We start from the raw sequence: 12480 nt of genomic DNA, 5'->3' as shown, positions 1-12480 counted from the left end.
GGCTCGGGCAGGTGCTCCGGGATTCACATGTTCGTTCACATGTTGAAACCCAGAGCACGACTGGACTGCCCGGACGTTACCCGCCGGTATGGCTTCTACGACAGGGGGGCCGGGTGAGATGTTCGCTGCGTCACACAGGCTGGCGTTCCTTTGCGCACAGTAGTCCACGGCCGAAGCGACCGGCGAGTAACCCCGGTTCGGCCCGTCACTGTTCACAAGGGCGGCGCCCCGCCTACCCTTGATCACCATGGCGCCTGCACACACCGGGAACAGAAGGACGCGCGTCCACGTGGTCAGCGACGTGCACGGCAACGCACGTGACCTGGCCCGCGCCGGCGAGGGTGCCGACGCCCTGATCTGCCTCGGCGACCTCGTCCTCTTCCTGGACTACGCCGACCACTCACGCGGGATCTTCCCCGACCTGTTCGGCACGGAGAACGCCGACCGCATCGTGGAGTTGCGCACCGCCCGCCGCTTCGAGGAGGCGCGCGCCTTCGGCGCCCGGCTGTGGGCGGGCATCGGCACCGACCGGGCCGCCGCCGTCGAGCGGGCGGTGCGCCGGCAGTACGCCGAGATGTTCGCCGCGTTCCCCGCACCGACGTACGCCACCTACGGCAATGTCGACATGCCGCCCCTGTGGCGGGAGTACGCCCGCCCCGGCACCACCGTCCTGGACGGCGAGCGGGTCGAGATCGGCGGCTGGACCTTCGGCTTCGTCGGCGGCGGCCTGCGCACCCCGATGCGGACGCCGTACGAGATCGACGACGAGGAGTACGCGGCGAAGATCGAGGCGGTCGGCGAGGTCGACGTGCTGTGCACGCACATCCCGCCGGAGGTGCCCGAGCTGGTCTACGACACCGTCGCGCGCCGCTTCGAGCGGGGCAGCAGGGCCCTGCTGGCCGCGATCCGCCGCACCCGGCCGCGCTACTCCCTGTTCGGCCACGTCCACCAGCCGCTGGTGCGCCGGATGCGGATCGGCGCCACCGAGTGCGTGAACGTGGGGCACTTCGCCGGGACGGGCCGGCCGTGGGCGCTCGAATGGTGAACCGGTGACGGAACGCCGACGCGGACGGGGTGAAGGCGGCAGGTCGGCGGCGCGGTAGCCTTCACGCTGCACACACGTGCGCACCCTGCGCGCAACACTCTTCTTCCCGGTCCGTATCTGGAGGAGCCACGGCGATGGCGGAACACACCAGTTCGAGCATCACGATCGAGGCGGCTCCGGCCGACGTCATGGCGGTGATCGCCGACTTCGAGCGGTACCCGGACTGGACCGGCGAGGTCAAGGAGGCGGAGGTCCTCGCGGCCGACGAGCGGGGGCGCGCCGAGCAGGTGCGGCTCGTCATGGACGCCGGCGCCATCAAGGACGACCAGACCCTCGCCTACACCTGGGGCGGCGAGTACGAGGTGTCCTGGACCCTGGTGAAGTCCCAGATGCTCCGCTCCCTGGACGGCTCCTACCTCCTGAAGCCGGCGGGCTCGGGCGCGACCGAGGTGACCTACCGGCTCACCGTCGACGTCAAGATCCCCATGCTCGGCATGATCAAGCGCAAGGCGGAGAAGGTCATCATCGACCGGGCCCTGGCGGGCCTGAAGAAGCGGGTGGAGTCGGGCCGGTAGGCCTTCGACGCGAACCCCGGGGAGCCGTGGCACGCGGCCCGGCACCTCGCCCGCTCCGTTACCGTTCACCCTCATGCGCACCATCCTGATCACCGGCCCGGGCGGCAGCGGGCGGACGACGCTGGCCGCCGCCACCGCGGTGAACGCCGCCCGCGAGGGCACCCGCACCCTGCTGCTCAGTGCCGACCGCACGGACACGCCGGGCGCGGCGCTGGGCGCCGCCACCGGACCTGTCCCCACCGGGATCGCCCGGAACCTCACCGCCTGGCGCCCCGACGCGGACGACCGGTTCCGGCAGGACCTCACCGCCTTCCAGACCCGCGCCGCCGGCGTCCTGGACCTGCTGGGCGCCGCCCGACTGGACGCCGAGGAGGTCACCCCGCTGCCCGGCGCGGAGGAGCTGTCCTTCCTGCGCGCCCTCCGGGACGCCGCCCTCTCCGAGCGCTACGACCTCCTCGTCGTCGACCTCCCGCCCCTCCCGCAGGCCCTCGCCCTGCTCGCCCTCCCCGAGGAACTGCGCCGCTACCTGCGCCGCCTGCTCCCGCCCGAACGGCAGGCCGCCCGCGCGCTCCGGCCCGTCCTCGGACGGCTGGCCGGGGTGCCCATGCCCGCCGAGTGGCTGTACGAGACGGCGGCCCGCTGGGACCTCGAACTGGCCGCCGTCGAGGCCGTCGTCGCCGACCGCGGCACCGCCGTCCGCCTGATCGCCGAACCAGGGCCGGCCGGCGCCGACGCCGTCCGCGCCGCCGCCCTCGGCCTCGCCCTGCGCGGCCTGGCCACCGAGGCCCTGGTCGCCAACCGGGTGCTGCCCGAGGCCGGGCCCGACACCTGGCCGGCCGGCCTCCTCGCCCAGCAGCACAAGACCCTGGCCGAGTGGCGGGACGCCGAGCGCCGCCACGACCTGCACACCGTCCCCCACCTCGGCCGCGACCCGCGCGGCACCGACGACCTCGAGGCCCTCGCCGTGCCCGGCGTCAACCCCGTGCCCGACCCGGCCGAGTGGCCCGTCACCGACGCGCTCGCCACCGACGGCGTCCTCGTCTGGCACATCCCGCTGCCCGGCGCGATACGGGACGACCTCGACCTCGTCCGGCGCGGCGACGAACTCCTGATCACGGCCGGCTCCTTCCGGCGGATCGTCGCGCTGCCCTCCGCCCTGCGCCGCTGCACCGTCGCCGGCGCCGCGCTGCGCGAGGGCGAGCTGCGCATCCGCTTCGCCCCCGACCCCGGACTGTGGCCCGCCGCGGCACGGTGAACCCGGCCGGGCCCGTTCGGGTAACGTCGTAGGGGCGAACCGTAGTCAGGAGTCCGCCATGAGCGAAGAGCGCCCCGCACCCGAACCCCCCGAGGCGGCACAGCGGGCGACCGACGCCGACGCCTGGGCCACGGCCTGCGCCGAGGACCTCGCCGCCGAGAAGACCCGCCGCCGAGCCGAACAGGGGCCGCCCCCCGGCTCCGCCGCCGAGGAACTGCGCAGGTTCGTGGACACCGTGGCCGACAAGCTGTCCGGCCTGCAGTCCCCGCTCCTCGGCGGCCTGGCCGGCCCCGCGGCCCAGCAGGCCGTGCGCCAGGTGGTCCAGCAGGCCAAGGCCGCCGTCGAACCCGTCATAGAGCGCAACCCCGACGTCTTCGACCACCTCGCCGCGGCCGGCACCGAACTGCTGGCCGCCTACCGCTCCGCCGTCCAGGCCCAGGAGCGCCGCTGGACCACCCGGGCCGCCGACCTGGACGACGACCGGCCCGACCGCCCCGACGGGGGCGAGGGGACCGGTCCGGGGCAACGCATCGACCTGGACTGAAACCCTCCCACGGCAGGGCCTCGGGTACGGTTGGCCGTAGCGGGGCTCGACCGAACTGAGGGATTCATGGGACTCACCATCGGCGTCGACATCGGCGGCACCAAGATCGCGGCCGGCGTGGTCGACGAGGAAGGCAACATCCTCTCGACCTTCAAGGTGCCGACCCCCACCACGCCCGAGGCCATCATCGACGCCATCGCCTCGGCGGTGGAGGGCGCGCGCGCGGGGCACGAGATCGTGGGCGTGGGCATCGGCGCCGCCGGTTACGTCAACCGGCAGCGTTCCACCGTCTACTTCGCGCCCAACATCGACTGGCGCAACGAGCCGCTGAAGGAGAAGGTCGAGGCGCGCACCGGCCTGCCGGTCGTCGTCGAGAACGACGCCAACGCGGCCGCCTGGGGCGAGTACAAGTTCGGCGCCGGCAAGGGCCACCGCAACGTCATCTGCATCACGCTCGGCACCGGCCTCGGCGGCGGCATCATCATCGGCAACAAGCTGCGCCGCGGCCACTTCGGCGTGGCCGCCGAGTTCGGCCACATCCGCATGGTCCCCGACGGGCTGCTGTGCGGCTGCGGCTCCCAGGGCTGCTGGGAGCAGTACGCCTCCGGGCGGGCCCTGGTCCGCTACGCCAAGCAGCGCGCCAACGCCACCCCGGAGCGCGCCGAGATCCTGCTGGCGCTGGGCGACGGCACCCCGGACGGCATCGAGGGCAAGCACATCTCCATGGCCGCCCGTCAGGGCTGCCCGGTCGCCGTCGACTCCTACCGCGAGCTGGCCCGCTGGGCCGGGGCCGGCCTCGCCGACCTGGCCTCCCTGTTCGACCCCTCCGCCTTCATCGTCGGCGGCGGGCTCTCCGACGAGGGCGACCTGGTCCTGGACCCGATCCGCAAGTCCTACAAGCGCTGGCTGGTCGGCGGCAACTGGCGCCCGGTGGCCGACGTGATCGCCGCCCAGCTCGGCAACAAGGCCGGTCTGGTGGGCGCGGCCGACCTGGCCCGCGAGCCCGACCCGATCATGTAGCGAGCCCGCACGACCGTGCCCGCCGCGTCCGGACCCGGAGCGGCGGGCACCGTCGTATGTTGATCGCATGGCGAACACCACGCTGCTTCCCAACTCCCGCACCGAACCGGACGGTTCCGCCGTCATCCGGGCCCTCGGCTACAACATCCGCTCGATGCGCGACGACACCGACGCGCTCGCCAGGGTGATCACCGCCTGCGCCCCCGACCTGGTGCTCCTCCAGGAGGCCCCGCTCTTCTTCCGCTGGCGCAAGAAGCTCGCCCGGCTCGCGGCCGCCTCCGGCCTGGTCGTCCTCACGGGGGGAGCCACCGCCGCGGGCCCCGCGATCCTCTGCTCGCTGCGGGCCACCGCCGAGCGCACGCAGGACGTCCTGCTGCCGCGCACCCCGGGACTCCACCGGCGCGGCCTCGCCACCGCCGTCGTCCGGTTCGGCCGCGCCCGCCTCGGCGTCATCAGCTGCCACCTCAGCCTGCAGGCCGACGAGCGGTACGAGCAGGGCGGCATGCTCCTGGACCGGCTGGCCGGACTCGGCGTCGAACACGCGATCGCGGGCGGCGACCTCAACGACCCCCCACAGGGCCGCACCTTCCGCAGGCTCGCCGCGTCGCTCCGGGACTGCCGCACCGCCGCGCCCTGGGGCGGCGAGCACACCTGGACGCGCACCGAGCCCCCCCTCCGCATCGACGCGATCTTCGCCACGAAGGGCGTCGAGATCCTGGGCTGCGGCGTCCCCCTGGACCACCCCGGCGTGACGGAGGACGACCTGAGGGCGGCCACGGACCACCTCCCGGTCCTGGCCGCCCTCAGAATCCCGGCGAGCTAGAGCCTCTCAGACGACCGCCCCGCGCCCGGGGTCGTCGTCCTCGTCCTCGTCCGTGCGCATCCGCATCACCAGCGTCGCGAAGCCGCCCAGGAAGCCGCCTATGCCGAGGGTGTTCAGCCACCAGGTCATCTGCCAGCCCAGCACCACGGCGAGCAGCAGCAGGATCGGCCCCCCGACCACCCCGAGCCAGGCGAACCTGGCCGTCGTGTCGGTCTCCGGCAGCGCCGGCGGCTCGGGGGGCACGAAGTGGCCCTCGTCGTCCTCGTCGAAGTCCTCCTCGGAGGGCTCCGGCGCGCTGTGGTCGCGCGGGCCGACACCGGGCGCGAACGACACCGAGCTGCCCAGCGGCCGGGCGGGCGGGCGCGGCTCCGCGGCGCCGTCGGCCGGCTCCTCGGGGACGTCCTCGGGCAGCGCGAGATCCTCCACCGGCCGGAACGGCCTGCTGCCCGGCGGGTCCGGCGGCTCCTGGCCGTATCCCGCGACGATCGCCCGCCAGGCGGCCTCCTCGTCGAAAGGCACCTTCTGCTCGTCCGGCTCGCGGTCCCCGCGGTCGGAGTCGTGCTCAGCCAACTGCGGCCGTCCCTTCCTTGCCGACACTGGGTGCGAGCCGGCCGATGAAGGCGAGGCTCTCCTCGAAGATCCGGTCCGCATCGTGGTCCAACGTCGCGACGTGGTAACTCTGTTCCAGCACGATCTCCGTCACGTCGACGGAGGAGATCCGGCTCAGCACCCGGGCCGAGTCGGCCGCCGGCACCACATGGTCCCGCGCGCTGCGCAGCAGCAGCAGCGGCTGGGTGACCTGGGGCAGCTCGCCGTCCAGCCGGCGCAGGAACACCCGCAGGGAGTGCGCCGCGTGCAGCGGCACCCGGTCGTACCCCAGCTCCGCCGCGCCCTCCTTGGCGATGTCACTGGCGATGCCCCGCGTCGTGCGCACCAGGTGCCGAGCGACCGGAAGGGCGTACGCGGACAGGCCGTGCACCCGGTTCGCCGGGTTCACCACCACCGCACCGGCGACCCGCTCCCCGTGCCTGGCCGCCAGCCTCAGCGCCAGCGCCCCGCCCATCGACAGGCCCCCGACGAACACCCGGGAGCAGCGGTCGGCGAGCAGCCGCAGCTCGCGGTCCACCTCGGCGTACCAGTCCTGCCAGCCGGTGACCTGCATGTCCTCCCAGCGGGTGCCGTGGCCGGGCAGCAGCGGCAGCGACACGGTCAGGCCGTGCGCCGCGTGGTGCTCCGCCCAGGGGCGCAGCGACTGGGGTGAGCCGGTGAAGCCGTGGCAGAGGAGGACACCCGTCTCCCCGCCCTCGTGGCGGTACGGCTCGGCTCCGGGCAGAACTGGCATGTGCCTCACCGTACGCGACCGCACCGACACCGACCAGGGTCGTCGGGTCCATCGGCGGGACTCCGGGATATGGTCTGATCGACGGAAACAGGAGGCACACGGGTGTTGTACGGCACGATGAAGGTCGCCATCGGCGGACCGCTGAAGGTCGCCTTCCGGCCCTGGGTGGAGGGCCTGGAGAACATTCCGGCCGAGGGCCCCGCCATTCTGGCGAGCAATCACCTGTCCTTCTCGGACTCCTTCTTCCTGCCCGCGGTCCTCGACCGCAAGGTCACCTTCATCGCCAAGGCGGAGTACTTCACCACCCCCGGCGTGAAGGGCCGCCTGACCGCGGCCTTCTTCAAGGGCGTCGGCCAGCTCCCGGTGGACCGCTCCGGGGCGCGCGGCGCCGGCGAGGCGGCCGTCAACAGCGGCATAGAGGTGCTGGAGCGCGGTGAGCTGTTCGGCATCTACCCCGAGGGCACGCGGTCGCCCGACGGCCGCCTGTACCGGGGCAAGCCCGGCGGCCTCGCGCGCGTGGCGCTCGCCACCGGCGCGCCGGTCATTCCGGTCGCGATGATCGACACCGAGAAGATCCAGCCGCCCGGCAAGGTCGTGCCCAAGCTGATGCGGCCCGGCATCCGCATCGGCAAGCCGCTGGACTTCAGCCGCTACCAGGGCATGGAGCACGACCGGTTCGTGCTGCGCGCGGTGACCGACGAGGTCATGTACGAGATCATGAAGCTCTCGGGCCAGGAGTACGTCGACATGTACGCCACCGCCGCGAAGCGGCAGATCGCCGAGGCGGCGAAGGCGGCCAAGGAAGCCGAGAAGAACGAGAAGAAGAAGCCCGAGTAGGGCCGGGGCCGGGGTCGGGGGAGCCTGGGGGGAGCGGGGGCATGGCCGAGCGCGAGCGGGTCCTGCGGATGTCGGTCGAGCAGCCCCTGTGGCGCGCCCTCGCCGGCTACCGCGTCCTGACGACGCTGTACGCCATCGGCCTGTGCGCCACGGCGTACGGGCAGTTCGTCCGCCCCTGGGTCGCCGTCGCCTACTACACCGTCCTCGTCGTGTGGACCCTCGCCACCCTGCCCCGGGTGGCGAACGCGGCCGCCTGCACCAAGCGCTTCCTGGCCGCCGACCTCACCGTCGCCCTCACCGGCATCCTGCTCACCCCGCTCGCCGACAGCCACGAGCGGATCGCGGGCGGTGGCCCGACCCTGCCGTCGATATGGACCGCCGGCTCGGTCCTGGCCTTCGCCATCAGAGGCGGCTGGCGCTTCGCCGCCGTCGCCTCCACCGCCGTCGCCGCCGTCAACCTGGTCGAGCGCGGCAGCCCGGCCCGGGACACCGTGCACAACGTGATCCTGGTCTGGGTCGCCTCCATCGCCATCGGCTACGTCGTCGAGGTCGCCCGCGCCTCCGAACGCACCCTCGCCCGCGCCCTGGAGATCGAGGCCGCGACCCGGGAGCGGGAGCGGCTGGCCCGGGACATCCACGACAGCGTGCTCCAGGTGCTGGCGATGGTGCAGCGGCGCGGCGCGGTCATCGGCGGCGAGGCGGCCGAGCTGGGGCGCATGGCCGGGGAGCAGGAGGTGGCCCTGCGCACGCTGGTCTCCGGCGGTCTGCTGCCGGTCTCCCGGGTCTCGGAGGACGCCTCCGCCGGAGCCGTCGTCCGAGCCGTCGAGGAACCGGACGACGACGGCCCCGTCGACCTGCGGACCCTGCTCGCCCCGTACGCGGGCGCCCGGGTCAGCCTCGCCGAGCCCGGCGCCCCGGTCCCGCTGCCCCCGGCCGCCGCCCGTGAACTGGCCGCGGCGGTCGGGGCCGCCCTGGACAACGTGCGCCGGCACGCGGGCGAGGGCGCCCGCGCCTGGATCCTGGTCGAGGACGAGTACGACGAGGTCGTCGTGACCGTACGGGACGACGGCCCCGGCATCCCCGACGGCCGGCTCGCCCAGGCCGAGGGCGAGGGCCGGCTCGGCGTGGCCCAGTCGATCCGCGGCCGGCTGCGGGACCTCGGCGGCGCCGCCGAACTGGTGTCCGTCCCCGGCCAGGGCACGGAAGTCGAGATGAAGGTACCGAAGGGCGCCGGCACGGCGCGGGGGAAGGCGGAGAAGCGATGACGCAGCAGCAGGACCCGATCCGGGTCATGGTGGTCGACGACCACCCCATGTGGCGCGACGCGGTCGCCCGGGACCTGGCCGAGTCCGGCCTCGAGGTGGTCGCCACCGCCGGCGACGGCGAGCAGGCGGTGCGCCGCGCCCGGGCCGCCGCCCCGGACGTCCTCGTGCTGGACCTCAACCTGCCGGTCAAGCCCGGCGTGCAGGTGTGCAAGGAACTGGTGGCCCACAACCCCGCCCTGCGTGTCCTCGTGCTGTCCGCCAGCGGTGAGCACGCCGACGTGCTGGAGGCGGTGAAGTCCGGGGCCACCGGCTACCTGCTGAAGTCCGCCTCGACCGCGGAACTGCTGGACGCGGTGCGCCGCACCGCCGCCGGCGACCCGGTGTTCACCCCCGGCCTCGCCGGACTCGTCCTCGGCGAGTACCGGCGCCTGGCCTCCGAGCCCGCGCCCGCCCCGGACGCCGGCGAGCCGGGCGCACCCAGGCTGACGGACCGGGAGACGGAGGTGCTGCGGCTGGTCGCCAAGGGCCTGAGCTACAAGCAGATCGCCGAACGCCTGGTGATCTCCCACCGCACGGTCCAGAACCACGTCCAGAACACCCTCGGCAAGCTGCAGTTGCACAATCGCGTCGAGCTGGTGCGGTACGCGATAGAGCGCGGCCTCGACGACGAGTAAACCGGCGCACTCACACGTCACCGGAATGGCCGTGCCCGCCTCTCGCTGTGTGACCTGAATCACCCTTACCGTGAGTGAGCGTCAGGTAACAGCGGCGAAGGGACATTTGGCATGCGGGTCGGAGTACTGACCGGAGGCGGCGACTGCCCCGGGCTCAACGCCGTCATCCGGGGCATCGTCCGCAAGGGCGTGCAGGAGTACGGCTACGACTTCGTCGGCTTCCGGGACGGCTGGCGGGGCCCCCTGGAGAACGACACCGTCCGTCTCGACATCCCGGCCGTGCGCGGCATCCTGCCCCGCGGCGGCACCGTCCTCGGCTCCTCGCGCACCAACCCGCTGAAGGTGGAGGGCGGCATCCGCCGCATCAAGGAGAACCTGGCCAAGCAGGAGGTCGAGGCGCTCGTCGCGATCGGCGGCGAGGACACCCTGGGCGTGGCGGCGCGGCTGTCCGACGAGTACGGCGTGCCCTGCGTGGGCGTGCCGAAGACCATCGACAACGACCTGTCCGCCACCGACTACACCTTCGGTTTCGACACGGCCGTGGGCATCGCCACCGAGGCGATCGACCGTCTGCACACCACCGCCGAGTCCCACATGCGGGTCCTGGTCTGCGAGGTGATGGGCCGGCACGCCGGCTGGATCGCCCTGCACTCGGGCCTCGCCGGCGGCGCCAACGTCATCCTCATCCCCGAGCAGCGCTTCGACCTCGACCAGGTGTGCGCCTGGATCGCCTCCCGCTTCAAGGCGTCGTACGCCCCGATCGTCGTCATCGCCGAGGGCGCCATGCCCAAGGACGGCGAGGTGGTCCTCAAGGACGACTCGCTGGACTCCTTCGGGCACGTGCGGCTGTCCGGGGTCGGCGAGTGGCTCGCCAAGGAGATCGAGAAGCGCACCGGCAAGGAGGCCCGCACCACGGTCCTCGGGCACATCCAGCGCGGCGGCACGCCCAGCGCCTTCGACCGCTGGCTCGCCACCCGCTTCGGCCTGCACGCCATCGACTGCGTCCGCGACGGCGACTTCGGCAAGATGGTCGCCCTGCGCGGCACCGACATCGTCCGCGTCCCGATCTCCGAGGCCACGGCCAAGCTGAAGACGGTGGACCCGGAGCTGTACGCGGAGGTGGGGGTGTTCTTCGGCTGACGCCCGGTCCGGGCCCGGGGACGCGACGTCCCCGGGCCCGCCCGGTCACGGCTGCCGCAGCAGCGCTCCGCTCAGCAGTTCCGCCACGATCGCCGGGCCGCCCAGCGTGAGCACCGACTCCGGATGGAACTGGACCGAGGCGAAGCGGGCCGCGCGCAGCGCGTGCACCTCGCCGTTGCCCGCCCGGCTCACCTCGACGCCGTGCGCGGCCAGTTCGCGGGCGGTGTCGTCGTCGCAGCGGGCGGTGAAGCTGTTGTAGAAGCCGACGGTCTCCGGCCGCCCGAACAGGTCGATCGTGGTCTGCGCCCCCTGGTACGGCACCTCCTTGCGGACGATGTCCAGCCCCAGCTCGGCCGCGATCAGCTCGTGGCCGAGGCAGACCCCGAGCACGCCGTGCCGGTGCTCCCGGACCACCTCGGCGGTCAGCTCGCGCAGCAGGCGCATCTTCGGGTCGGCGAGGTCCGCAGGGTCCCCCGGGCCGGGCCCGAGCACGACCGGCCCCTCGTGCGCGAGTACGGCGTCCCGCAGCCCGGGCTCGTCGTACCGCCGGACGGTCACCTCCAGACCGCCGGAGCGCAGCACGTGCGCCAGCATCGCGGTGAAGGTGTCCTCGCCGTCGACGACGAGGGCGTGGCCGTCGAGGGAGCCGGACCGCTCCTGCATCCGCAGCCAGAACGGCGCGAGCGAGGCCCGGCGCCCGTCCAGCGCGGCCCGCACCCGGGGGTCCTCGGCCAGCCGGGGCCGCTCCCGCTCCGCGCGCGGCCGGGACGGCCCCACCCCGAGGGCCGCCAGCACGCCGGCCGCCTTCGCGTGCGTCTCCGCCACCTCGCCCGCGGGGTCCGAGCCCCGCACGAGCGTCGCGCCGACCGGGACGCGCAGCCGCCCGTCGGCGGCGATGTCGGCGGTGCGGATCAGGATGGGGGAGTCCAGGGTCTGGGCGCCGCCCGGGTCCCGGCCGAGCAGGGCGAGGGCGCCGGCGTAGTACCCGCGCCCGGTGGCCTCGTGCCGCTCGATCACCCGGCAGGCGTTCTGCACCGGCGACCCGGTCACCGTCGCGGCGAACATGGTCTCCCTCAGCACCTCCCGGGCGTCCAGGGAGGACCTGCCGCGCAGCTCGTACTCGGTGTGCGCGAGGTGCGCCATCTCCTTCAGCCGCGGGCCGACGACCACCCCGCCCATGTCGCCGACGGTGCACATCATCTTCAGCTCCTCGTCGACGACCATGGAGAGCTCCTCGATCTCCTTGCCGTCCGCGAGGAAGTCCAGCAGGTCCTCCGGGGTAGGGCCCTGGGCGGGATAGCGGTACGTCCCGCTGATCGGGTTCATGACGACCGTTCCGCCGGACATCCGCACGTGCACCTCGGGGCTCGCCCCGACCAGCGTCCGGTCCCCGGTGTGGACGACGAACGTCCAGTACGCCCCCCGCTCGCCCTCCAGCAGCCGCCGGAACAGCGCCAGCGCGTCCGCCCGCCCGAAGCCGGGGATCCGCCCCTCGTACGTGCGCCGGATGACGAAGTTCGCGCCCTCGCCCCGGCCGATCTCCTCGCGCAGCACCCGCCCGACGGTCTCGCGGTACTCCTCGTCACCGACGTCGAAGCCGCCGCCCTCGACGCGCACGTCGTGCGCGGGCAGCGCCCGCAGCGCCTCCCCGAGCGGGATCTCGTACGACTCCTCGGGCGTCAGCACCAGCAGCGGAGTCCCGTCGTCGCGGACGTCGAAGCCGCGCTCGCGGATCTGCCGGAACGGGACGAGCGCCAGGCCCTCGTCGGGCAGGTCGGCGAGCCGGTCGCGGGCGGTCACCGGGCCGACCAGCACCTCCACCGTGTCCTCGGCCCGGCCGGGCGTGCGGCGGCGGAGCAGGGCGAAGGGGCGGGGGTCGTCGAGCAGCTGTGCCGGGTCCATGGTTCCTCTTCCGTCGGTGTGGTGGAGGAACGGCCCCGGAAACGCCGAAGGCCGCCCC

13 protein-coding genes are annotated in these 12480 nt (G+C 73.7%); 10 read left to right on the top strand and 3 right to left on the bottom strand.

Translation table 11 applies throughout. The features are described from left to right. Positions 1–247 precede the first annotated feature (247 nt). The 6 genes from AQJ66_RS11175 (at position 248) to AQJ66_RS11150 (ending at position 5262) form a co-directional block, all read left to right on the top strand. Positions 248–1045 (top strand): metallophosphoesterase family protein, encoded by a 798-nt coding sequence (locus AQJ66_RS11175; RefSeq protein WP_061919766.1) that lies wholly within the window; start codon positions 248–250, stop codon positions 1043–1045. Between the two features lie 134 nt (positions 1046–1179). Further along, a complete protein-coding gene (locus tag AQJ66_RS11170; protein ID WP_061919764.1) occupies positions 1180–1620 on the top strand; it encodes an SRPBCC family protein in 441 nt (146 codons plus the stop codon). Between the two features lie 73 nt (positions 1621–1693). Beyond that, positions 1694–2875, top strand: a complete 1182-nt coding sequence (locus AQJ66_RS11165) for an ArsA family ATPase (RefSeq protein ID WP_061919762.1) — start codon at positions 1694–1696, stop codon at positions 2873–2875. A 58-nt stretch (positions 2876–2933) separates the two neighbouring features. Next, positions 2934–3419, top strand: coding sequence for a DUF5304 domain-containing protein (locus tag AQJ66_RS11160; protein WP_061919760.1), 486 nt, complete (start codon positions 2934–2936; stop codon positions 3417–3419). A gap of 66 nt (positions 3420–3485) precedes the next feature. Next, the gene (locus tag AQJ66_RS11155; RefSeq protein WP_061919757.1) at positions 3486–4439 is read left to right on the top strand and encodes an ROK family glucokinase; all 954 of its coding nucleotides are present in this window, start codon (positions 3486–3488) and stop codon (positions 4437–4439) included. Positions 4440–4506: 67 nt separating this feature from the next. Beyond that, positions 4507–5262 (top strand): endonuclease/exonuclease/phosphatase family protein, encoded by a 756-nt coding sequence (locus AQJ66_RS11150; RefSeq protein WP_061919755.1) that lies wholly within the window; start codon positions 4507–4509, stop codon positions 5260–5262. 6 nt (positions 5263–5268) lie between these two features. On the opposite strand, the gene AQJ66_RS11145 is transcribed toward AQJ66_RS11150, so the two are convergent. After that, positions 5269–5832, bottom strand: coding sequence for a hypothetical protein (locus tag AQJ66_RS11145; protein WP_061919752.1), 564 nt, complete (start codon positions 5830–5832; stop codon positions 5269–5271). After that, positions 5825–6604 carry an alpha/beta hydrolase gene (locus AQJ66_RS11140; protein ID WP_061919750.1) on the bottom strand — a complete coding sequence of 260 codons (780 nt, stop codon included), beginning with the start codon at positions 6602–6604 and terminating at the stop codon, positions 5825–5827. The genes AQJ66_RS11145 and AQJ66_RS11140 overlap by 8 nt, the downstream gene beginning before the upstream one ends. A gap of 117 nt (positions 6605–6721) precedes the next feature. Here AQJ66_RS11140 and AQJ66_RS11135 point away from each other — a divergent pair, with 117 nt between their 5' ends. The 4 genes from AQJ66_RS11135 (at position 6722) to AQJ66_RS11120 (ending at position 10520) form a co-directional block, all read left to right on the top strand. After that, positions 6722–7441: a lysophospholipid acyltransferase family protein gene (locus AQJ66_RS11135; RefSeq protein WP_244162808.1), complete on the top strand. Its 720-nt coding sequence runs from the start codon at positions 6722–6724 to the stop codon at positions 7439–7441. 41 nt (positions 7442–7482) lie between these two features. Further along, a complete protein-coding gene (gene macS, locus AQJ66_RS11130; protein WP_061919746.1) occupies positions 7483–8706 on the top strand; it encodes a MacS family sensor histidine kinase in 1224 nt (407 codons plus the stop codon). Beyond that, a complete protein-coding gene (locus AQJ66_RS11125) occupies positions 8703–9380 on the top strand; it encodes a response regulator (RefSeq protein WP_061919744.1) in 678 nt (225 codons plus the stop codon). The genes macS and AQJ66_RS11125 overlap by 4 nt, the downstream gene beginning before the upstream one ends. Positions 9381–9491: 111 nt before the next feature. After that, complete coding sequence (locus AQJ66_RS11120) at positions 9492–10520, top strand: 6-phosphofructokinase (RefSeq protein ID WP_061919742.1); 1029 nt, start codon at positions 9492–9494, stop codon at positions 10518–10520. Positions 10521–10565: 45 nt separating this feature from the next. On the opposite strand, the gene AQJ66_RS11115 is transcribed toward AQJ66_RS11120, so the two are convergent. Beyond that, positions 10566–12422, bottom strand: coding sequence for an anthranilate synthase family protein (locus AQJ66_RS11115; RefSeq protein ID WP_061919741.1), 1857 nt, complete (start codon positions 12420–12422; stop codon positions 10566–10568). Positions 12423–12480: the final 58 nt, after the last annotated feature.

It is taken from the genome of Streptomyces bungoensis (genome assembly GCF_001514215.1).
In the GTDB taxonomy this organism is placed as follows: domain Bacteria; phylum Actinomycetota; class Actinomycetes; order Streptomycetales; family Streptomycetaceae; genus Streptomyces; species Streptomyces bungoensis.
The sequence above is the reverse complement of the archived record's forward strand: the minus strand, read 5'-3'. Positions and strand labels throughout refer to the sequence as shown.